This window comes from Serratia sp. X3, assembly GCF_014982455.1.
Lineage (GTDB): Bacteria > Pseudomonadota > Gammaproteobacteria > Enterobacterales > Enterobacteriaceae > Serratia > Serratia ureilytica.
Window position 1 is genome coordinate 15,769 of sequence record NZ_JADCNB010000009.1, and the last position, 21,451, is coordinate 37,219.

Consider the following 21,451-nt stretch of genomic DNA (forward strand, 5'->3'; position numbering starts at 1 on the left):
GGCTTACTGTATTTTTATTCAAAATAAATGCATGAATATTGATACTATCCTAACCTAAGGCTGTCAACAGTGAAGATGAAATTACCTCCATTTATTGAGCTGTACCGGGCGTTGATCGCCACTCCTTCGATCAGCGCCACCGATGCCGGCCTCGATCAGAGCAATGAGGCGTTAATCAACTTGCTGGCCGGATGGTTTGCCGACCTGGGCTTTCGCGTCGACGTACAGCCGGTGCCGGAGTCGCGCCACAAATTCAACCTGCTGGCCAGCATCGGCGAAGGCAGCGGCGGCCTGCTGCTGGCCGGCCACACCGATACGGTGCCTTACGACGAAGGTCGCTGGACGCGCGATCCCTTCACCCTGACCGAGCACGACAACAAGCTCTACGGGCTGGGCACCGCCGACATGAAAGGCTTCTTCGCCTTTATTCTGGATGCGGTGCGCGATATCGACGCGAGCAAGCTGACCAAGCCGTTGTACATTTTAGCCACCGCAGATGAAGAAACGACGATGGCCGGCGCGCGTTACTTCGCCGCCTCTACCGCCATTCGTCCGGATTTCGCCATCATCGGCGAGCCTACCTCGCTGCAGCCGGTGCGCGCGCACAAGGGCCACATGGCCAACGCCATTCGCATCGTCGGCCAGTCCGGTCACTCCAGCGATCCGGCGCGCGGTGTCAACGCCATCGATCTGATGCACGAGTCTATCGGCCGCCTGATGGAACTGCGCAAGACCCTGCAGGAGCGCTACAACAATCCGGCGTTCGCCGTGCCTTATCCCACCATGAACTTCGGCCATATCAGCGGCGGCGACGCGGCCAACCGCATCTGCGCCTGTTGCGAACTGCACCTGGATATCCGCCCGCTGCCCGGCATGACGCTCGACAACATCAACGAACTGATGCATCAGGCGCTGGAGCCGGTAAGCCAACGCTGGCCGGGCCGCCTGACCATCGAAGAGCTGCACGCGTCGGTGCCGGGCTACGAGTGCCCGACCGACCACCGCATGGTGGCGGTGATCGAGGAGCTGCTGGGCACCCGCACGCAGGTGGTCAACTACTGCACCGAAGCGCCGTTCGTGCAACAGGTATGCCCGACCCTGGTGCTCGGCCCCGGTTCCATCGATCAGGCTCACCAACCGGACGAATACATCGACACCGCGTTTATCGAACCGACGCGCAAACTGCTGGGTCAGTTGGTCAGTCACTTTTGTCGGCAATAAACCCGACATTTACCAGGGGAAATGCTTTATGCTTCCCCTAACTCAAAATAAGTAGAAGGCAGCGAAATAAGCCACGCTGATAACCCACGCGGCGTAATTAAATTTCAGAAAATGCGCCGATTTTGATGTTTTTTTGCTAAAAATAGTGTCAATTGGACGACTGGACAGGAACGCGATGGGATCAGGCAGGCGGTCTGCGCCCGACGCGTGAAATTTATTTACAAGATAAAAATCATACAGAACTGGGTCAGGGGTTATATGAACGAACAATATTCGGCAATGCGCAGTAATGTCAGTATGCTCGGCAAATTGCTCGGCGATACCATCAAAGAAGCGCTGGGCGAGCATATTCTCGATCGCGTTGAGACCATCCGTAAGCTTTCCAAATCCTCACGCGCCGGCAACGAAGCGCATCGCCAGGAGCTGCTCTCCACCCTGCAGAACTTGTCCAACGACGAGCTGCTGCCGGTGGCGCGTGCCTTCAGCCAGTTCCTCAACCTGACCAACGTCGCCGAGCAGTACCACAGCATTTCGCCCAACGGCGAAGCCGCCAGCAATCCGGAAGCGCTGGCTCAACTGTTCAGCCGCCTCAAAGACAAAAAGCTCAGCGACAAAGAGCTGCAGCACGCGGTGTCGCAACTCTCCATCGAGCTGGTGCTGACGGCGCACCCGACGGAGATCACCCGCCGCACCCTGATCCACAAGCTGGTGGAGGTCAACACCTGCCTCAGCCAGCTCGATCACAACGATCTGGCCGACTACGAGCGCAACAAGATCATGCGCCGCCTGCGTCAGCTGGTAGCCCAGTCGTGGCACACCGATGAAATTCGCAAACACCGCCCTTCCCCGATCGACGAAGCCAAATGGGGTTTTGCCGTCGTGGAAAACAGCCTGTGGGAAGGCGTGCCGGCGTTCCTGCGCGAATTCAACGAACAGCTGGAAAACTCCATCGATTACAGCCTGCCGGTGGAAGCGGTGCCGGTGCGCTTCACCTCCTGGATGGGCGGCGACCGCGACGGCAACCCGAACGTCACCGCCGAAATTACCCGCCATGTGCTGCTGCTCAGCCGCTGGAAAGCCTGCGACCTGTTTACCCGCGACATCCAGGTGCTGGTCTCCGAGCTGTCGATGACCGAATGCACCCCGGAGCTGCGCGCCCGCGCCGGCGGCGATGAGGTGCAGGAGCCTTACCGCGAAATCATGAAGCAGCTGCGCAGCCAGCTGATGAGTTCCCAGGCTTATCTGGAAGGTCGCCTGAAGGGCGAGCGCGTGCTGAAACCGCACGATCTGCTGGTGAACAACGAACAGCTGTGGGAGCCGCTGTATGCCTGCTACCAGTCGCTGCAGGCCTGCGGCATGGGCATCATCGCCAATGGTCAACTGCTGGATACCCTGCGCCGCGTGCGCTGCTTCGGCGTGCCGCTGGTGCGCATCGACGTGCGTCAGGAGAGCACCCGCCATACCGAAGCCATCGCCGAGCTGACCCGCTATCTGGGGCTGGGCGACTACGAAAGCTGGTCGGAAGCCGATAAACAGGCGTTCCTGATCCGCGAGCTGAACTCCAAACGCCCGCTGGTGCCGCTGAAATGGGAGCCGAGCGCCGACACGCAGGAAGTGCTGGAAACCTGCCGGGTGATCGCCGAAGCGCCGCAGGGCTCGATCGCCGCCTATGTGATTTCGATGGCGCGCACGCCTTCCGACGTGCTGGCGGTGCACCTGCTGCTGAAAGAGGCCGGCTGCCCGTTCGCGCTGCCGGTCGCCCCGCTGTTCGAAACCCTCGACGACCTGAATAACGCCGACGACGTAATGACCCAGTTGCTGAACATCGACTGGTATCGCGGCTTCATCCAGGGCAAACAGATGGTGATGATCGGCTATTCCGACTCGGCGAAAGACGCCGGCGTGATGGCCGCTTCCTGGGCGCAATACCGCGCGCAGGACGCGCTGATCAAAACCTGTGAAAAGGCCGGCGTGGCGCTGACGCTGTTCCACGGCCGCGGCGGCTCCATCGGCCGCGGCGGCGCTCCGGCGCATGCGGCGCTGCTGTCGCAGCCGCCGGGCAGCCTGAAGGGCGGCCTGCGCGTCACCGAACAGGGCGAGATGATCCGCTTCAAGTTCGGCCTGCCGGAAGTCACCATCAGCAGCCTGGCGCTGTATGCCGGCGCGATCCTCGAGGCCAACCTGCTGCCGCCGCCGGAACCGAAGAAAGAATGGCGAGCGCTGATGGACGACCTGTCCGAGACCTCCTGCCGAATGTATCGTGGCTACGTGCGTGAAAACCCGGACTTCGTGCCTTACTTCCGCGCGGCCACGCCGGAGCTGGAGCTGGGCAAACTGCCGCTGGGTTCACGCCCGGCCAAGCGCAAGCCGAACGGCGGCGTCGAGAGCCTGCGCGCCATTCCGTGGATCTTCGCCTGGACGCAGAACCGCCTGATGCTGCCGGCCTGGCTCGGCGCCGGCGCCGGATTGCAGGAAGCGGTGAAAGCTGGCAAACAGGCGGAGCTGGAGGCGATGTGTCGCGACTGGCCGTTCTTCTCCACCCGCATCGCCATGCTGGAAATGGTGTTCGCCAAAGCCGACCTGTGGCTGGCGGAATACTACGATCAGCGCCTGGTGGATAAATCGCTGTGGCCGCTGGGCCAACAGCTGCGCGATCAGCTGGAAAGCGACATCAAGGTGGTGTTGACCATCGCCAACGATGCGCACCTGATGGAAGACCTGCCGTGGATCGCCGAATCCATCGCGCTGCGCAACGTCTATACCGACCCGTTGAACGTCTTGCAGGCCGAATTGCTGCACCGTTCGCGCCAGCAAGAGCAGCCGGACGCCCGCGTGGAGCAGGCGCTGATGGTTACCATCGCCGGCGTCGCCGCCGGGATGCGCAACACCGGCTAGTGAGCCTCATCGCGGCCCCGTTTACCGGGGCCGTTTTTTTATGCCCCCCACAAAAAAGGGCGCCGCGGTAAAGCGGCGCCCTTGTCAATGGAGCAAGCCCGTCAGGCGGCGGCCACCGGTCGCACGCCCAGCGTGTGGCAGATGGCGTAGCTCATCTCGGCGCGGTTCAGGGTATAGAAGTGGAAATCTTTCACCCCTTCGCGGCTCAGGATCTTCACCATGTCCATGGCGATGTTGGCGCCGACCATTTTGCGGGTCTCCGCATCGTCGTCCAGCCCTTCGAACATGCTGGTCATCCAGCTTGGCACCCGCACGTTGGTCATGGTGGCGAAGCGCTGCAGCTGCTTGAAGTTGGACACCGGCAGAATGCCCGGCACGATTTCCACGTCGATACCGGCGGCGACGCAGCGGTCGCGAAAGCGCAGGTAGCTCTCAACGTCGAAGAAGAACTGGGTAATCGCGCGACTGGCGCCGGCATCGATCTTGCGTTTCAGGTTAATCAAATCGGCCTGGGCGCTCTTCGCCTCCGGGTGCACTTCCGGGTAAGCGGCGACGGAAATGTCGAAGTCACCCACGTCTTTCAGCAGCGCCACCAGATCGGTCGCGTACATTTCCGGCTTGCCGCCGCCCGGCGGCAGATCGCCGCGCAGCGCCACGATATGGCGGATGCCGCTGTTCCAGTAATCGGTCGCGATGTCGCGCAGCTGCGCCGGGCTGGCGTCGATGCAGGTCAGGTGCGGCGCCGCCTCCAGGCCGGTGCGTTCCTTGATCCCTTTGATGATGCTGTGGGTGCGATCGCGCTCGCCGGAGTTGGCGCCGTAGGTGACGGAAACGAATTTAGGTTTGAGGATGCTCAGACGATCGATCGACTGCCACAGGGTCTCTTCCATCTCGCTGGTGCGTGGCGGGAAGAACTCGAATGATACGTTAATCTGGCCGTTCAACTCCGCCAGACTCTGATTCAGCGCTTCCCGCTGGTTTGCGTGGAAAAAACTCATACCCTGCTCACCTCTTATCGATCACTGTTTTTATTTCATCTTGATGAGCGTCTATACGTTTAGACGTCTAGATAGAAAATGCCGCATGTTGGCTAAAGAGTCAACAGGAAAATGAGGGGAATAAGATGATTAATCCTCACCCGCTCAACGAGGGAATTTCATGATCGCGACAAAGATAAGTATGGCAGGAAAAGCTAAGGGGCGCGGTGAGCCCGCGCCCGCAGAGAATTAAAGCAGCTGCGCCAATCGGTTAAGGTCTGACTGGATCGCTCCGGCGGTCACATCGCGGCCGGCGCCCGGCCCGCGGATCACCAGCGGATTATCGCGATACCAGCGGCTTTCGATGGCAAACACGTTGTCGCACGGCAGCAACGAGGCCAGAGGATGCTCAGGGCGCACCGCCTCCACGCCGACCCGCGCCTTGCCGTTGGCGTCGAAACGCGCCACGTGGCGCAGCACCAGGCCCATTTCACTGGCGGCCTCAAAGCGCTGCTGCATCTGCTGATTCAGCGCCTCGCCGTTCTCGAAGAACTGATCGACGGAGCCCAGCTCGCAGCCCGCCGGCACCAGCGACTCGACCCGCACCTGATTCGGCTCGATGTCGTAACCCGCTTCGCGCGCCAGGATCACCAGCTTGCGCATCACGTCCTGACCGGAGAGATCGACCCGCGGATCCGGTTCGGTCAGCCCCTGCTGCCAGGCCTGATCCACCAGCTCGGTAAACGGCACCGTGCCGTCATACTGCAGGAACAGCCAGGAGAGCGTGCCGGAGAAGATGCCGCTGATCGCCAGAATGCTGTCGCCGCTGTCGCGCAGATCGCGCACCGTGTGGTTGACCGGCAGGCCGGCGCCGACGGTGGCGTTGTACAGCCAGTGGCGGCCGGTTTTGGCGAAGGCGTCGCGAATTTGGCGATAGCTGTCGCTGCACGAGGCCCCCGCCAACTTGTTGGCGCTGATCACGTGGAAACCGTAGCTGGCGAAGTCCAGATACTGCCCGGCCAGCTCTTCGCTGGCGGTCACGTCGAGCACCACCAGATCGTCGAACGGGTGCGCGCGCATCCACAGGAACAGCGACTCTTCATCCAGCTCCTGCGCTTCGTCCTCAAAGAACGCCAGCGCGCGGCTGGCGTCCAGCCCGTCGTAATTCAGCAGGCTGCGGCGGCTGTCCACCACCCCCGCCAGGATAAATTCGAAGCCGCTGCGCGCGGAAATATTGGTCTGCTCGCGGGCGAACAGCTCCAGCCAGCGCGAGCCGATATTGCCCTTGCCGAACAGCACCAGACCGATGCGCTTCTCGGCGCGGAACAGGCTTTGGTGCAGCCCCTGGATCAGCAGCGCGGTCGGCCCCTGGCGCAGTACCGCCACCAGGCTGATGCCATCTTCCGCCTGCCAGATAAACTCGACCGGCTGATCTTTCAGCTGCTGATAGAAACGGTGGCTGTGCAGCGGGTTCTTGCACACCCCGGCGCCGACCATCGCCACCAGCGCCAACCCTTCGCGCAGGCGCAGCTCGCCTGGCAGCACCGCGGCCTGCAGCGTCGCCAGCGCGCTGTTGACCACCTCGGAGGTGTAGCACAGCTGCACCAGGTTGCGGTCAGGGTGGATGCCCACCGCCAGCGGTTTGATCTGCGCGCGCTTGAGCACCAGATCCAACTCTTTCTGCGCCAGTTTGAAGTCATGCTGAGCGGCAACGTGCAGTTCAATCAGGCACACATCATCGTGGCTGGTGACAATCTTGGCGCCGGTGCCGGAAGCCAATACGCGCTCGATGCGCGTCGAGCCCTGCTCCGGCTGATAGCTGCAACGCAGCTGAAGATCGATATCGCTGCCGGAGACCGGCTGCAGGGTACGGGTGTGCAACACCGGCGCAGCCAGACGCGCCAGCTCGCTGGCTTCGTCCAGACGCAGCAGCGGCAGCAGGCAGGCGTCTTTCACCTTGCGCGGATCGGCGCTGTAAACCCCGGCCACATCGCTCCAGATGGTGACGCGCGCAGCGCCGGCCAGCGCGCCGACCTGAGTGGCGGAGTAGTCGCTGCCGTTACGCCCCAACAGCACGGTTTCCCCGGCGTCGTTGCGCGAAATGAACCCGGTCACCACCAGGCGTTTACCCGGGTGTTGGGCCATCAATTGTTGCAACAGCGGGTAAGAACGGCCTTCATCCACCTGCGGCTGCGCGGCGCGCTCGGCGCGCAGGAAGTCACGCGCATCCAGCCAGGCCGCCTGCATGTCCAGGTGGTTGAGCACCGCCGCCATCAGGCGCGCCGACCAAATCTCGCCGTGCCCGACCACTTCGGCATAGCACGCGTCGTCGACATTGCCGTCCAGCAGCGCCGCCAGGCGTTCCAGATCCTGAATGAACTCGGCGATCAGCGGCTCGGCGCTTTCCGGCGGCAACAGGCCGCTGATAAGATCGCTGTGATAACGACGCAACGTCTGCTGCACCTGGTGCGCAGACAGGCGATCGCTCTGGCTGAGCTTCAGCCAGTTGATCAGCTGGTTGGTGGTACTGCCGGCGGCCGATACCACCATCATGTCGCCCGGCTGGCTGTATTCCGCCATAATCCCGGCCACACGCAGATAACACTTCACATCCGCCAGACTGCTGCCGCCAAACTTGTGCAGTTGACGCCCGCTCACCGGCCCTGCTACAGCAATTGCATTCATGCTTACCTCGTTGCCGCCGCCTGGAAAGCGCGTTCCAGATCGGCAATCAAATCTTCACTGTCTTCAATACCCACGGAAATGCGCAGCAGGCTCTCGGAGATGCCGGCCGCTGCCCGCGCCTCCGCCGCCATGCCGGCGTGAGTCATGGTCGCCGCATGCGAGATCAGGCTTTCTACGCCGCCCAACGATTCTGCCAGAGTAAACAGCTCAAGGGCAGAGAGAAAACGGCGCAGCACCGCTTCATCGCCGTCCAGTTCAAAACTCAGCATCGCGCCGAAACCGCGCTGCTGACGACGGGCGATCTCATGCCCCGGATTCTCCGGCAGGGAGGGATGATACAGCTTTTTCACCAGCGGTTGCTGCTGTAAATAGTCAACAATCGCTTCAGCGTTTTGTTGCGCCGCCTTGATGCGTGGCGACAACGTGCGCATGCCGCGCAGCAACAGATAGCTGTCGAACGCGCCACCGGTCACGCCGATGTTGTTCGCCCACCAGGCCAGCTCAACCGCCAGCTCAGGATCTTTGGCGATCACCGCGCCGGCCACCACGTCCGAATGCCCGTTCAGGTATTTGGTGCAAGAATGGACCACCAGATCGGCACCGAGTTCGATCGGCTGTTGCAGGGCCGGGCTGAGGAACGTGTTGTCCACCACCGTCAACGCGCCCGCCGCGTGCGCGGCAGCGCAGATCGCCGCGATGTCCACCACCCGCAGCAGCGGATTGCTGGGGCTTTCTATCAACACCAGTTTCGGCTTTTGCGCCAGCGCCTGTTGCAGGGCGGCCTCATTGCCTTGATCGACGAACAACACGCGATAAGCGCCGCGCTTGCTCAGGCTGTCGAATAACCGATAGCTGCCGCCGTAACAGTCGTGCGGCGCCACCAACAGATCGCCGGGCTTCAGCAGTACGGTGGTCACCAGATGGATCGCCGACATCCCGCTGCCGGTCATCACCGCGCCGGCGCCGCCTTCCAGCTCCGCCAACGCGCGCTGCACCACGTCGCGCGTCGGGTTGCCGCGGCGCGAGTAGTCATGAGCTCGGGGTTGATTGAAGTCGGTAAAGTTATAGGTGCTGGACAGATGAATCGGCGGGACAACGCAGCCGTACTGTTCGTCGTCGTTCAGGCCGCTGCGTACGGCAATCGTGGCTGGTTTACGCGTCATGGGCTCGCTCGGCTCTCGGTTCGGTGAATGAGGCCTAAAGAGTAATCGCAGGATTGATAGACGTCAATACATCTGGACATCTAAACTTCTTTGCGTATAGATTGAGCAATGACACAATACCCGCTAAAATTATGCCGATATGACATGACGATAAGATGTTAAGCGGCAATGCCTGGCCGACGCGGGGCATTCAGTGACCCTGGTCGCGTAAAATTGACATTTATTTAGTGAGAACAGTGAAGATCGGGCATAATTGGCCGGTTTTTAGAATTTTGTAATTTTTCTGACAAAGTTAAGGTGTCCCATGGCTGAGTGGAACGGCGAGTATGTCAGCCCTTACGCTGAACACGGTAAAAAAAGCGAGCAAGTCAAAAAGATCACGGTATCCATTCCGCTGAAGGTCCTGAAAATCCTCACCGACGAACGGACCCGTCGCCAGGTGAACAACCTGCGCCACGCCACCAACAGCGAACTTCTGTGCGAAGCGTTTCTGCATGCCTTTACCGGCCAGCCGCTGCCGAACGATGAAGACCTGCGTAAAGAGCGCAGCGATGAAATCCCGGAAGCCGCAAAAGCGTTGATGCGCGAACTGGGTGTCGATCCCGATACCTGGGAATATTGAGAACCGCCCGGCGAACGCCGGCGGCAGAAAAGAAAAAAGGCGCCCAGGGCGCCTTTTTCATCGGTCGATAAGAAATCTTATTTCTTAGCGCCTGGTACGCTGAAACGCTTGTTGAAGCGGTCAACGCGGCCACCGGTAGCAACATCACGCTGCTTGCCAGTGTAGAACGGGTGGCATGCGCCACAAACGTCCAGGTTCAGATCGTGGCCCACGGTGGAGCGGATCTTCATCACGTTACCGCAAGAGCAGTTAGCAGTAACTTCTTCGTATTTTGGGTGGATACCTTGTTTCATGGGAAACCTCAGTTAAGGCCGTGTCGCTATCCAGCCCTGTTTCGCCAGACACCACACGTGGTTGATAATAGAATTTTGGTATCGAATTATACCAAAGGCGGCAAATTATACAGCATTAGTCGGGGCGCGCAATCGGAACCGTACATTTGCCGATGCGCCGTGTAAACTGATGCCCACTTTTTTTCAATTTGGATGAGATCATGCCCGTCGTACACGTTGCTTTGCCGGTCCCCCTCGCACGCACCTTCGACTATCTGCTGCCGCCCGGCATGCAGCCGGTGGCCGGCGCGCGCGTGGGCGTGCCCTGGGGCAGGCAGCATGCAATCGGCATCGTCACCGGCTGCAGCGACACCAGCGAACTGCCGTTGGACAAGCTCAAACCGATCGACAGCGTGATCGACACGGAATCGCTGTTCTCCCCCAGCCTGTGGCGCATCCTGCGCTGGGCCAGCGATTACTACCACTATCCCATCGGCGAAGTGCTGTTCCACGCGCTGCCGATCCTGCTGCGCCAAGGCAAACCGGCCGAGGCCGCGCCGCTGTGGCAGTGGTTCGCCACCGAAGAGGGGCGCGCCACGCCGCCCGAAAGCCTGAAACGCGCGCCGAAACAGCAGCAGGCGCTGGCGGCGCTGTTGCAACGCCCGGTCTATCGCCATCAGGTCAGCCAGCTTGAGCTGACGGAAAGCGCCCTGCAGGCGCTGCGCGCCAAAGGGCTGATCGATCTGCGCGCTCAGGTCGCGGCCACGCAGGACTGGCGCCCCAACTTTGCGGTGCTCGGCGAGCGGCTGCGGCTGAATACCGAACAGGCCACCGCCGTCGGGGCGATCCGAAGCGAAGATGAGCAGTTTGCCGCCTGGCTGCTGGCCGGGGTCACCGGCTCCGGCAAGACCGAGGTGTATCTCAGCGTGCTGGAGAACGTGTTGGCCAAAGGCCGGCAGGCGCTGGTGCTGGTGCCGGAAATCGGCCTGACGCCGCAAACCATCGCCCGCTTTCGCGAGCGCTTCAACGCGCCGGTGGACGTGCTGCACTCCGGGCTGAACGACAGCGAACGGCTGGCGGTTTGGCTGCGCGCGCGCAGCGGCGAAGCCGCGATCGTCATCGGCACCCGCTCGGCGCTGTTCACGCCGTTCCGGCAACTGGGCGTTATCATCATCGACGAAGAGCACGACAGCTCTTATAAACAGCAGGAAGGCTGGCGCTACCACGCCCGCGATCTGGCGGTGTTCCGCGCCCGGGAAGAAGATATTCCGATGGTGATGGGCTCCGCCACGCCGGCACTGGAAACGCTGCACAACGTGCAGCTGGGCAAATATCGCCAGTTAAAGCTCACCCAGCGCGCGGGCAACGCCAAACCGGCGGCGCAGCATCTGATCGATCTGAAAGGGTTGCCGCTGAAGGTCGGCCTGTCGCAGCCGCTGTTGAAAAGCATGCAGCACCATTTAAAAGCCGGCAATCAGGTGATGCTGTTCCTCAACCGCCGCGGCTATGCCCCGGCGCTGCTGTGCCACGAGTGCGGCTGGATCGCCGAGTGCCAGCGCTGCGATCACTATTACACCTTCCACCAGCATCAGCGCCAGCTGCGCTGTCACCACTGCGACAGCCAGCGACCGGTGCCGCACCAATGCCCGCAGTGCGGCTCCACCCACCTGGTATCGGTCGGCGTCGGCACCGAGCAGCTGGAACATGAGCTGGCGCCGCTGTTCCCCGACACGCCGATCACCCGCATCGATCGCGACACCACCAGCCGTAAAGGGGCGCTGGAGCAGCATCTGGCGGATATTCATCGCGGTGAAGCGCGCATTCTGATCGGCACGCAGATGCTGGCCAAGGGCCACCATTTTCCCGACGTCACGCTGGTGGCGTTGCTGGACGTGGACGGCGCGCTGTTCTCCGCCGACTTCCGCTCCGCCGAGCGTTTTGCTCAGCTCTATACCCAGGTCTCCGGGCGCGCGGGGCGAGCGGGCAAACAGGGTGAAGTGCTGCTGCAAACCCACCACCCGGAACACCCGTTATTGCAAGTGCTGCTGCAACAAGGCTACGACGCCTTCGCCAAACAGACGCTGGCGGAGCGCAACAGCGTGTTTCTGCCGCCCTACACCAGCCACATCATCGTGCGCGCCGAAGATCACGATAACCAACAGGCCCCGCTGTTCCTGCAGCAGCTGCGCAATCTGTTGGAAGCCAGTCCGCTTAGGGACGATTCGCTGTGGGTGATGGGCCCGGTGCCGGCGCTGCAGTCCAAACGCGGCGGCCGTTTCCGCTGGCAGCTGCTGCTGCAGCATCCGACACGGCGCGTCCTGCAACAGCTGATGAAAAGCTCGCTGCCGCTGATCGGCACCCTGCCGCAAACGCGCAAGGTGAAATGGACGCTGGATGTCGATCCGATCGACAGCTGATCCCGGAAAAGTCCGATTTAGCTGCCGTCATGCAAACGTTTACCCTTTAAATTGCGAGCGAACGCTAAAAAACCTTCTCAGGTCACATTTTTTATGCAAATTAGGTAACAAAGGCGGGGCGTATTCTGTTTAGAATGTCTGCGAGGGCAAATTTTGTCGCCACATCGCAGCGCGACGGAGTGCTCGAACGCGAGTGGCGCCAATGACAACAATCCCGCCACCGCATGCCGGACATTGTGAGCAAACAGCAGTAGTGGCGTCGGCATGGGGCTGACGCAAGGAGAAAGGCGTTGGAACACAAGAAAGAGTTATCCATGGCGACCATGAAAGACGTCGCCGAAATGGCGGGCGTTTCAACGGCTACCGTATCGCGTGCGCTGATGAATCCGGAAAAGGTGTCAACGCCAACGCGTCAGAAAGTGGAACAGGCCGTGCTGGCCGTGGGTTATTCTCCTCATGCTCTGTCACGCAATATCAAACGCAACGAATCTCGCACCATCCTGGTGATCGTGCCCGACATCTGCGATCCGTTTTTCGCGGATGTGATCCAGGGGATCGAACAGACCGCCGCCCAACAAGGTTATCTGGTGCTGATCGGCGACTGCGCGCAGCAGAACCAGCAAGAACGCACCTTCGTCAATCTGATCATCACCAAACAGATCGACGGCATGCTGCTGCTGGGCTCTAATCTACCGTTCGACGCCAGCAAGGAAGAGCAGCGCAACCTACCGCCGATGGTGATGGCCAATGAGTTCGCGCCCGAGTTGGAACTGCCGACGGTGCATATCGACAACCTGACCGCCGCCTTTGAAGCCGTGCATTATTTGCATCAATTGGGCCACCGGCAGATCGCCTGCGTCGCCGGACCAGAACAGATGCCGCTGAGCCATTATCGGCTGCAGGGTTATGTTCAAGCGCTACGCCGTAATGGCATTACCGTCGAAAGCAGCTATATTACCCGGGGTGATTTTACCTACGAAGCCGGCGCGCAAGCGCTGACCCAGTTGATGGCTCAGCCGAAACCGCCGACGGCGGTGTTCTGCCACAGCGACGTCATGGCGATCGGCGTGCTGTCCCAGGCGAAGAAAATGGGGCTGCGGGTACCGCAGGATCTGTCGATCGTCGGCTTTGACGACCTCAAGCTGGCGCAGTATTGCGATCCGCCGCTGACCACGGTGGCGCAGCCGCGCTTCCAGATCGGCCAGCAGGCGATGTTGTTGCTGTTGGAACAGTTGAACGGCCAGACGGTGGCCAGCGGCTCCCGACTCTTGGACAGTGAATTGATTATCAGAGGCAGCACCGCTGCTCCGAAACGCTAGTCAAATATTTTAGGGTTCAGTAACATGACGGACTTATCCTCTCATCAGGACACAGCGGAATAATAGTGGCACAAAAAGACTATGTAAGCCGTGGGCGCGCAGCAGGAGCTAAGCGCAAAACCCCCAGCCGTAAAAAACGCAGTTCTCCGAAGGTTTCCAAAACCGTGCTGGCGTTAGCCGTCGCGTTGCTGGTTGTCTTTGTCGGTGGCCTCTATTTCATTACGCACAACAAGCCGGAAGACGCGCCGTTGTTGCCTGCGCACACCACTCGCCCAGGCAACGGCCTGCCGCCGAAGCCCGAAGAGCGCTGGCGCTATATCAAAGAGCTGGAAAACCGCCAGATCGGCGTACAAACCCCGACCGAACCGACGGCCGGCGGCGAGCTCAATTCCAAAACTCAGCTGACCGCCGAACAACGGCAACTGCTGGAGCAGATGCAGGCCGACATGCAACAGCGCCCGACGCAGTTGAATGAAGTGCCGTATAACGATCCGGGCCAGGCCAACGCACGGAGCAACCGCCAGCAGCAGCAACAGATGCAACAGCAGCAAGTGCAGCAGCGGCCGGTACAGCAACCGCAGCAGGTCACTCAGGCGCCGCGCAACCCGTTCAACAACGGGGCCACCACCGCGCCGGTGCTGCAGCACCAGCAGCCGAAGCAAGTCACCCCGCCGCCGGCGCAGGTGAAACAGCCTGAGCCGAAGCCGCAACCGAAGCCGGAGCCTAAACCGGAAGTGAAACAGGAAACGGCCAAGCAGGACACCAAACCGGAATCGAAACAGAAGTGGATGGTGCAATGCGGTTCGTTCCGCGCCACCGATCAGGCTGAATCCGTGCGTGCGCGCCTGGCGTTCGAGGGCATCGAGAGCCGCATCACCGCCGGTGGCGGTTGGAATCGCGTGGTGCTCGGCCCCTACAGCAGCCGCGCCGCAGCGGACAAAACCCTTTCGCGCCTGAAGGGCGTCGGCATGTCGAGTTGCATTCCCCTCTCCGTTGGGGGTTGAAAAGCGTCAATCCCCCCCCATCTATACTCTCAATATGCCCCGCAGCGTCTGCGAAAGCAGGTGCTGCGGGGACTTCTTTCCGTCTTTAACGAGGGTCTGCTCGTGACAACAATTGTAAGCGTACGCCGCAACGGCCAGGTCGTCATCGGTGGTGATGGCCAGGCAACCCTGGGTAATACGGTGATGAAGGGTAACGTCAAGAAAGTGCGTCGCCTGTATAACGACAAAGTGATCGCCGGTTTCGCCGGTGGCACCGCTGACGCCTTCACGCTGTTTGAACTGTTTGAACGCAAACTGGAAATGCATCAGGGCCACCTGGTGAAAGCCGCCGTCGAGCTGGCGAAAGACTGGCGCACCGACCGCATGCTGCGCAAGCTCGAAGCGCTGCTGGCGGTCGCCGATGAAACCGCCTCGCTGATCATCACCGGCAACGGCGATGTGGTGCAGCCGGAAAACGATCTGATCGCCATCGGCTCCGGCGGCCCGTACGCCCAGGCCGCCGCCCGCGCCATGTTGGAAAATACCGAGCTGAGCGCCCGCGACATCGTTGAGAAATCCCTCAACATCGCCGGCGACATCTGTATTTACACCAACCATTTCCACACCATTGAAGAATTGCCTTCCAAAGCGTAAGGATCGAATACCATGTCTGAAATGACCCCGCGCGAGATCGTCAGCGAACTGGACAGCTATATCATTGGCCAAAACAAGGCCAAACGCGCTGTCGCCATTGCCCTGCGCAACCGCTGGCGCCGGATGCAGCTCAACGAGATGCTGCGTCACGAAGTGACCCCGAAAAACATTCTGATGATCGGCCCGACCGGCGTCGGTAAAACCGAAATCGCCCGCCGTCTGGCGAAGCTGGCCAACGCGCCGTTCATCAAGGTTGAAGCCACCAAGTTCACCGAAGTGGGCTATGTGGGCAAAGAAGTGGACTCCATCATTCGCGATCTGACCGATGCCGCCATCAAAATGGTGCGCATGCAGTCGATCGAGAAAAACCGCACCCGTGCCGAAGAGTTGGCCGAAGAGCGCATTCTCGACGTGCTGATCCCGCCGGCCAAAAACAACTGGGGCCAGCCGGAAGAAGGCCAGGAGCCGTCCGCCGCCCGCCAGGCATTCCGCAAGAAACTGCGCGAAGGCCAGCTGGATGACAAAGAGATCGAAATCGATCTGGCCGCCGTGCCGATGGGCGTGGAAATCATGGCGCCTCCGGGCATGGAGGAGATGACCAACCAGCTGCAGTCGATGTTCCAGAACCTCGGCGGCCAAAAACAAAAACCGCGCAAGCTGAAGATCAAAGAAGCCTTCAAGCTGCTGGTGGAAGAAGAAGCCGCCAAGCTGGTGAACCCGGAAGAGCTGAAAGAGCAGGCGATCGAAGCGGTTGAGCAGCACGGCATCGTGTTTATCGATGAGATCGACAAAATCTGTAAGCGCGGCGGCCAAAGCTCCGGCCCGGACGTTTCCCGCGAAGGCGTGCAGCGCGATCTGCTGCCACTGGTGGAAGGCTGCACCGTGTCCACCAAGCACGGCATGGTGAAGACCGACCACATTCTGTTCATCGCTTCCGGCGCGTTCCAGACCGCCAATCCGTCGGATCTGATCCCGGAACTGCAGGGCCGCCTGCCGATCCGCGTTGAGCTGCAGGCGCTGACCACCGAAGACTTCGAGCGCATCCTGACCGAGCCGAGCGCGTCGCTGACCGAACAGTACAAAGCGCTGATGGGCACCGAAGGCGTCAATATCGAGTTCACCGCCGACGGCATCCGCCGCATCGCCGAAGCCGCGTGGCAGGTCAACGAAAGCACCGAGAACATCGGCGCGCGTCGTCTGCACACCGTGCTGGAGCGTCTGATGGAAGATATTTCCTACGATGCGAGTGAAATTAATGGCCAATCCATTACAATTGATGCGGATTACGTGCGCAGTCATCTGGATGAACTGGTGGCGGATGAAGATTTGAGTCGTTTTATCCTATAATCGCTCAATCATTGTCTTGTCAGTCATCTGTGTGGGAGGCATTGCCTCCCACAATTATTTCTAACGGACACCGCAACTTACTGACAGAAGCGAAACATGAGCTCATCAACCCCCACCACCCCGATTTCCGCCTGGCTCGAAAGTCTACGCCCCCGCACCCTGCCGTTGGCCTTTGCCTCCATCGTGGTCGGCTCGGCGATCGCCGCCTGGCACGGCAGCCTGAAACCTGAAGTGGCGCTGCTGGCGCTGGTGACCGCCGGTCTGCTGCAGATCCTCTCCAACCTGGCGAATGACTACGGCGATGCGGTCAAAGGCAGCGACAAAGAAGATCGCATCGGGCCGTTGCGCGGCATGCAAAAGGGCATGATCACCCAGGCGCAGATGAAACGGGCGCTGGTGGTGACGGTGGTGCTGATCGCCATCGCCGGCTGTTCGCTGATCGCCGTCGCCTGCGAGCAACCCAGCGACGTGCTGGGCTTCCTGGTGCTGGGCGGGCTGTCTATCGTGGCGGCCATCACCTACACCGTCGGCAACAAACCCTACGGGTATTTGGGGCTGGGCGACATCTCGGTGCTGGTGTTCTTCGGCTGGCTGAGCGTGGCCGGCACCTACTATTTGCAGACGCACACCTTCGACAGCGTCGTGATGCTGCCGGCCACCGCCTGCGGCCTGCTGGCGACGGCGGTGCTCAACATCAACAATCTGCGCGATATCGAAAGCGATCGCGAAAACGGCAAGAATACGCTGGCGGTGCGTCTCGGCCCGCACAAGGCGCGCATTTACCACGCCCTGCTGCTCGGCGGCGCGGTGCTGTGTTTCGCGCTGTTCACGCTGTTCAACCTCCACAGCCCGTGGGGTTGGCTGTTCGTGCTGGCGATCCCGCTGCTGGTGCGCCACGGCCTGCGCGTGCTGCGCGATCCGACGCCGGTCGGCATGCGGCCGATGCTGGAGCATATGGTCAAGGCGGCGTTGCTGGCCAACCTGCTGTTCGCCATCGGCGTGGCGCTCAGTTAAAAACTGATGATTTTGCCAACAGGGCGAATAAAGGGATATACTGAACATTCCTGCGGCAAACAGACGTAAAATCCTATGAAATACGATACTTCCGAACTTTGCGACATCTATCATGAAGAGGTGAACGTTGTTGAACCTCTGTTCTCCAATTTTGGCGGGCGTACTTCATTTGGCGGGCAGATCACCACGGTGAAATGCTTTGAGGATAACGGCCTGTTATTCGATCTGCTTGAAGAAAACGGTCGCGGCCGCGTGCTGTTGGTCGACGGCGGCGGTTCGGTACGCCGGGCGCTGATCAACGCCGAACTGGCGCGCCTGGCCGCCCAGAATGAATGGGAAGGCATCGTGGTATACGGCGCGGTGCGCCAGGTGGACGATCTGGAAGAGCTCGACATCGGCATTCAGGCGATGGCGGCGATCCCGGCGGGTGCCGTAAGCGAAGGCGTGGGCGAAAGCGATATCCGCGTCAACTTCGGTGGCGTCACCTTCTTCTCCGGCGACCACCTGTATGCCGACAACACCGGCATCATCCTCTCCGAAGACCCGCTCGACATCGAGTGATTTTCGGACATGAAAAAGGGCGCCTCAGGCGCCCTTTTCGTTGCTGCATGGCGTAAGGAATCAAACCTCTTCCATTTTGCCCAGCAGCGCGCGCAGGCGATCTTGCCATACGTGCTGTTCTTCTTTCAGCTGTTGGTTTTCGCGCACCAGCGCTTCGTGGTTGCCGGAGGCAGCCTGAACTTCCTGCGACAGAGAGTTGTTTTTGTCTTTCAGCTCTTCAATTTCCATCTGCAACAAGGTGATGGTATCAATCGCCTGCTGTACTTTTGCTTCCAGTTTCTCAAATACTTCAAATGACATGCTTCAGTCCCCTCATGATAGCAAGGCGTACATCTATAAGTAGCGGCCGCAACGTCGGCTGCAGCGACTGCGAATATTGCATCGCGCTCAGTGACGCGCGCCGTTACGGAAGGCGCGCCAGTCTCGATTCGTTAAAAACGATTGTAAGTAGCCAGTCTCCGCCTGTCTAGCAACATACCGGATCATCGCGCAGTCTGTTGCAATTTTCCTGCCCTCGCCATCAGTAAAAACTGAAAATCCCCGCCGCCGCCGCCGCGAGTTGTTAACGCCCCTCGCCAAACCACTGGTCAGATCACACTTTTATGGCTCAGAAAGAACACTGAACGACGCGAAATCGCTCAATTTTATGACGCGCCACACACATTTTGATTTCGCTATTTCTCGTTTATGTTCGTTAACGATAAATTTACATCACGTCCTCATTCAATAATTGGACGAGATGAAAAAAACTGTGCCCATAGGTCAGATGTATACCTGGCTGAGCCTATAAACCAACAACCGCCGTTTTGCAGGACACCAACATTATGAGCCAAACCACCAGTCCGACATTAAAAGGCCAGTGCATCGCCGAGTTCCTCGGCACGGCGCTGCTGATCTTCTTTGGCGTAGGCTGCGTTGCCGCACTGAAACTGGCGGGCGCCAGCTTCGGCCAGTGGGAAATCAGCATCATTTGGGGCCTCGGCGTCGCCATGGCCATCTATCTGACCGCCGCCATTTCCGGTGCGCATCTCAACCCAGCGGTCACCCTCGCCCTGTGGCTGTTCGCCTGCTTCGACGGGCGCAAAGTGGTGCCTTACATCATTGCGCAGATCGCCGGCGCCTTCTGCGCCGCCGCCCTGGTCTACGGGCTGTACTATAACCTGTTCTTCGACTTCGAAGCGGCTCACCATATGGTGCGCGGCAGCAACGAAAGCCTTGAACTGGCCGGCATCTTCTCGACTTACCCTAACGCGCACATCTCCGTCGGCCAGGCCTTCCTGGTGGAAATGGTGATCGCTGCGATCCTGATGTGCCTGATCCTGGCGCTGACCGACGACGGCAACGGCATTCCGCGCGGCCCGCTGGCGCCGCTGCTGATCGGTATTCTGATTGCCGTGATCGGCGCCTCCATGGGACCATTGACCGGCTTTGCGTTGAACCCGGCGCGTGACTTCGGGCCGAAACTGTTCGCCTACCTGGCCGGCTGGGGCAAAGTCGCCTTCACCGGCGCGCGCGACATCCCGTACTTCCTGGTGCCGATCTTCGCCCCTATCGTCGGCTGTGGCCTGGGCGCTTTCGGTTACCGCGCGCTGATTGGCCGCCACCTGCCGTGCGACGTCTGCGTGACGGAAGAAGAGCCCGATGCCAAGACCCAGCAGCGTAAAGCGTGATGGGTGCAGTTTTACACGGTTAACAACAGCAGGATAATTACCATGACTGTAGAAAAAAAATACATTGTCGCACTCGACCAAGGGACTACCAGCTCACGCGCCGTCGTGCTCGATCACGACGCCAACATCGTTGCGGTATCGCAGCGCGAATTCCCGCAGATCTATCCAAAGGCCGGCTGGGTTGAGCACGACCCGATGGAGATCTGGGCGTCGCAAAGCTCGACGCTGGTAGAAGTGCTGGCGAAGGCCGACATCAATTCCGATCAGATCGCCGGCATCGGCATCACCAACCAGCGCGAAACCACCATCGTCTGGGAAAAAGAGACCGGCAAGCCTGTCTACAACGCCATCGTCTGGCAGTGCCGCCGCACCGCCGACATCTGCGAGAAGCTCAAGCGCGACGGCCTGGAAGAGTACATCCGTCACAACACCGGCCTGGTGGTTGACCCCTACTTCTCCGGCACCAAGGTGAAGTGGATCCTGGACAACGTCGAAGGCGCCCGCGAGCGCGCCAAGCGCGGCGAACTGCTGTTCGGCACCGTGGATACCTGGCTGGTGTGGAAAATGACCCAGGGGCGCGTACACGTCACCGATTACACCAACGCCTCACGCACCATGATGTTCAACATCCACGAGCTGGACTGGGACGAGCGCATGCTGGAAGTGCTGGATATCCCGCGCGCCATGCTGCCGAAAGTCCGCCCGTCCTCCGAAGTGTACGGCCAGACCAACATCGGCGGTAAGGGCGGCACGCGTATTCCTATCGCCGGTATCGCCGGTGACCAGCAGGCGGCACTTTACGGCCAGCTGTGCGTTCAACCGGGCATGGCGAAGAACACCTACGGCACCGGCTGCTTCCTGCTGATGAACACCGGCAAAGAAGCGGTGCGCTCGAAAAACGGTTTGCTGACCACCATCGCCTGCGGCCCGCGCGGCGAAGTGAACTATGCGCTGGAAGGCGCGGTGTTCATCGGCGGTGCGTCTATCCAGTGGCTGCGCGACGAGCTGAAACTGATCAGCGACGCCGCCGACTCCGAATATTTCGCCACCAAGGTGAAAGACAGCAACGGCGTCTATGTGGTGCCGGCCTTCACCGGCCTGGGCGCGCCCTACTGGGATCCGTATGCCCGCGGCGCCATCTTCGGCCTGACCCGCGGCGCCAACAGCAACCACATCATCCGCGCCACGCTGGAATCCATCGCCTTCCAGACGCGCGACGTGCTGGACGCCATGCAGGCCGACGCCAACACCCGCCTGCAATCGCTGCGCGTGGACGGCGGCGCGGTCGCCAACAACTTCCTGATGCAGTTCCAGTCCGATATTCTCGGCACCCGTGTAGAACGCCCTGAAGTGCGTGAATCGACGGCGCTGGGCGCCGCGTTCCTGGCGGGCCTGGCCATCGGCTACTGGAACGATCTGGATGAAGTGAAGAGCAAAGCGGTGATTGAGCGTGAATTCCGCCCAAGCATCGAAACCACCGAACGCAACTACCGTTACAGCGGCTGGAAAAAAGCGGTAGCTCGCGCTCAGGCATGGGAAGATCACGAGTAATCCCGAAGCTGCCGTTTCGCCAACAAGCGCTGCCTGCGGGCGGCGCTTTTTTTTGCCCCGCCCTGCCGCCATCGCGCTGTGATAGACTTTGTCGATATTT

17 protein-coding genes are annotated in these 21,451 nt (G+C 60.5%); 12 read left to right on the top strand and 5 right to left on the bottom strand.

The features are described 5' to 3' along the window. Positions 1-75: 75 nt before the first annotated feature. Together argE and ppc are read left to right on the top strand one after the other, a co-directional pair. Positions 76-1,221 (top strand): acetylornithine deacetylase, encoded by a 1,146-nt coding sequence (argE, locus tag IMX17_RS22680; RefSeq protein WP_033631320.1) that lies wholly within the window; start codon positions 76-78, stop codon positions 1,219-1,221. A gap of 258 nt (positions 1,222-1,479) precedes the next feature. Then, positions 1,480-4,116 (top strand): phosphoenolpyruvate carboxylase, encoded by a 2,637-nt coding sequence (gene ppc / locus IMX17_RS22685; protein ID WP_094142281.1) that lies wholly within the window; start codon positions 1,480-1,482, stop codon positions 4,114-4,116. Positions 4,117-4,217: 101 nt separating this feature from the next. Here the strand turns inward: ppc and metF are convergent, their stop codons facing one another. The 3 genes from metF to metB all read right to left on the bottom strand — a co-directional run bounded on the left by metF (position 4,218) and on the right by metB (position 8,941). Then, positions 4,218-5,114, bottom strand: coding sequence for a methylenetetrahydrofolate reductase (gene metF / locus IMX17_RS22690; protein WP_033645217.1), 897 nt, complete (start codon positions 5,112-5,114; stop codon positions 4,218-4,220). A 228-nt stretch (positions 5,115-5,342) separates the two neighbouring features. Continuing rightward, positions 5,343-7,778 carry a bifunctional aspartate kinase/homoserine dehydrogenase II gene (locus IMX17_RS22695; RefSeq protein ID WP_033652207.1) on the bottom strand — a complete coding sequence of 812 codons (2,436 nt, stop codon included), beginning with the start codon at positions 7,776-7,778 and terminating at the stop codon, positions 5,343-5,345. Between the two features lie 2 nt (positions 7,779-7,780). After that, positions 7,781-8,941 carry a cystathionine gamma-synthase gene (gene metB, locus IMX17_RS22700; RefSeq protein WP_033645215.1) on the bottom strand — a complete coding sequence of 387 codons (1,161 nt, stop codon included), beginning with the start codon at positions 8,939-8,941 and terminating at the stop codon, positions 7,781-7,783. Positions 8,942-9,245: 304 nt separating this feature from the next. Here metB and metJ point away from each other — a divergent pair, with 304 nt between their 5' ends. After that, positions 9,246-9,563, top strand: a complete 318-nt coding sequence (gene metJ, locus IMX17_RS22705) for a met regulon transcriptional regulator MetJ (protein WP_004931076.1) — start codon at positions 9,246-9,248, stop codon at positions 9,561-9,563. A gap of 77 nt (positions 9,564-9,640) precedes the next feature. Here the strand turns inward: metJ and rpmE are convergent, their stop codons facing one another. After that, positions 9,641-9,856 (bottom strand): 50S ribosomal protein L31, encoded by a 216-nt coding sequence (gene rpmE, locus IMX17_RS22710; protein WP_004931078.1) that lies wholly within the window; start codon positions 9,854-9,856, stop codon positions 9,641-9,643. Between the two features lie 200 nt (positions 9,857-10,056). On the opposite strand from rpmE, the gene priA reads away from it, so the two are divergent. From priA to rraA, 7 genes are all read left to right on the top strand, one after another. Continuing rightward, positions 10,057-12,252, top strand: a complete 2,196-nt coding sequence (gene priA, locus IMX17_RS22715) for a primosomal protein N' (protein WP_193550248.1) — start codon at positions 10,057-10,059, stop codon at positions 12,250-12,252. 290 nt (positions 12,253-12,542) lie between these two features. Next, a complete protein-coding gene (gene cytR, locus IMX17_RS22720; protein ID WP_025304661.1) occupies positions 12,543-13,571 on the top strand; it encodes a DNA-binding transcriptional regulator CytR in 1,029 nt (342 codons plus the stop codon). 65 nt (positions 13,572-13,636) lie between these two features. Next, on the top strand, positions 13,637-14,575 hold the full coding sequence (ftsN, locus tag IMX17_RS22725; protein WP_193550249.1) for a cell division protein FtsN: 939 nt from the start codon (positions 13,637-13,639) through the stop codon (positions 14,573-14,575). Between the two features lie 102 nt (positions 14,576-14,677). Beyond that, a complete protein-coding gene (gene hslV, locus IMX17_RS22730; protein ID WP_004931085.1) occupies positions 14,678-15,208 on the top strand; it encodes an ATP-dependent protease subunit HslV in 531 nt (176 codons plus the stop codon). Between the two features lie 12 nt (positions 15,209-15,220). Then, positions 15,221-16,555, top strand: a complete 1,335-nt coding sequence (hslU, locus tag IMX17_RS22735; RefSeq protein WP_046897394.1) for an HslU--HslV peptidase ATPase subunit — start codon at positions 15,221-15,223, stop codon at positions 16,553-16,555. Positions 16,556-16,651: 96 nt separating this feature from the next. Beyond that, complete coding sequence (locus IMX17_RS22740; protein ID WP_193550250.1) at positions 16,652-17,569, top strand: 1,4-dihydroxy-2-naphthoate polyprenyltransferase; 918 nt, start codon at positions 16,652-16,654, stop codon at positions 17,567-17,569. A gap of 75 nt (positions 17,570-17,644) precedes the next feature. Continuing rightward, a complete protein-coding gene (rraA, locus tag IMX17_RS22745) occupies positions 17,645-18,130 on the top strand; it encodes a ribonuclease E activity regulator RraA (RefSeq protein ID WP_004931090.1) in 486 nt (161 codons plus the stop codon). Between the two features lie 60 nt (positions 18,131-18,190). Here the strand turns inward: rraA and zapB are convergent, their stop codons facing one another. Further along, positions 18,191-18,430 carry a septal ring assembly protein ZapB gene (gene zapB / locus IMX17_RS22750; protein WP_004931092.1) on the bottom strand — a complete coding sequence of 80 codons (240 nt, stop codon included), beginning with the start codon at positions 18,428-18,430 and terminating at the stop codon, positions 18,191-18,193. Between the two features lie 524 nt (positions 18,431-18,954). Here zapB and IMX17_RS22755 point away from each other — a divergent pair. Both IMX17_RS22755 and glpK read left to right on the top strand, forming a co-directional pair. Beyond that, on the top strand, positions 18,955-19,800 hold the full coding sequence (locus tag IMX17_RS22755) for an MIP/aquaporin family protein (RefSeq protein WP_004931095.1): 846 nt from the start codon (positions 18,955-18,957) through the stop codon (positions 19,798-19,800). Positions 19,801-19,842: 42 nt separating this feature from the next. Further along, on the top strand, positions 19,843-21,351 hold the full coding sequence (gene glpK, locus IMX17_RS22760; protein ID WP_046897392.1) for a glycerol kinase GlpK: 1,509 nt from the start codon (positions 19,843-19,845) through the stop codon (positions 21,349-21,351). Positions 21,352-21,451 lie beyond the last annotated feature (100 nt).

Coding starts and splice junctions, on each gene's coding strand:
- argE (WP_033631320.1), top strand. CDS start 76: ATGAAATTACCTCCATTTATTGAGCTGTACCGGGCGTTGATCGCCACT.
- ppc (WP_094142281.1), top strand. CDS start 1,480: ATGAACGAACAATATTCGGCAATGCGCAGTAATGTCAGTATGCTCGGC.
- metF (WP_033645217.1), bottom strand. CDS start 5,114: ATGAGTTTTTTCCACGCAAACCAGCGGGAAGCGCTGAATCAGAGTCTG.
- IMX17_RS22695 (WP_033652207.1), bottom strand. CDS start 7,778: ATGAATGCAATTGCTGTAGCAGGGCCGGTGAGCGGGCGTCAACTGCAC.
- metB (WP_033645215.1), bottom strand. CDS start 8,941: ATGACGCGTAAACCAGCCACGATTGCCGTACGCAGCGGCCTGAACGAC.
- metJ (WP_004931076.1), top strand. CDS start 9,246: ATGGCTGAGTGGAACGGCGAGTATGTCAGCCCTTACGCTGAACACGGT.
- rpmE (WP_004931078.1), bottom strand. CDS start 9,856: ATGAAACAAGGTATCCACCCAAAATACGAAGAAGTTACTGCTAACTGC.
- priA (WP_193550248.1), top strand. CDS start 10,057: ATGCCCGTCGTACACGTTGCTTTGCCGGTCCCCCTCGCACGCACCTTC.
- hslU (WP_046897394.1), top strand. CDS start 15,221: ATGTCTGAAATGACCCCGCGCGAGATCGTCAGCGAACTGGACAGCTAT.
- IMX17_RS22740 (WP_193550250.1), top strand. CDS start 16,652: ATGAGCTCATCAACCCCCACCACCCCGATTTCCGCCTGGCTCGAAAGT.
- rraA (WP_004931090.1), top strand. CDS start 17,645: ATGAAATACGATACTTCCGAACTTTGCGACATCTATCATGAAGAGGTG.
- zapB (WP_004931092.1), bottom strand. CDS start 18,430: ATGTCATTTGAAGTATTTGAGAAACTGGAAGCAAAAGTACAGCAGGCG.
- IMX17_RS22755 (WP_004931095.1), top strand. CDS start 18,955: ATGAGCCAAACCACCAGTCCGACATTAAAAGGCCAGTGCATCGCCGAG.
- glpK (WP_046897392.1), top strand. CDS start 19,843: ATGACTGTAGAAAAAAAATACATTGTCGCACTCGACCAAGGGACTACC.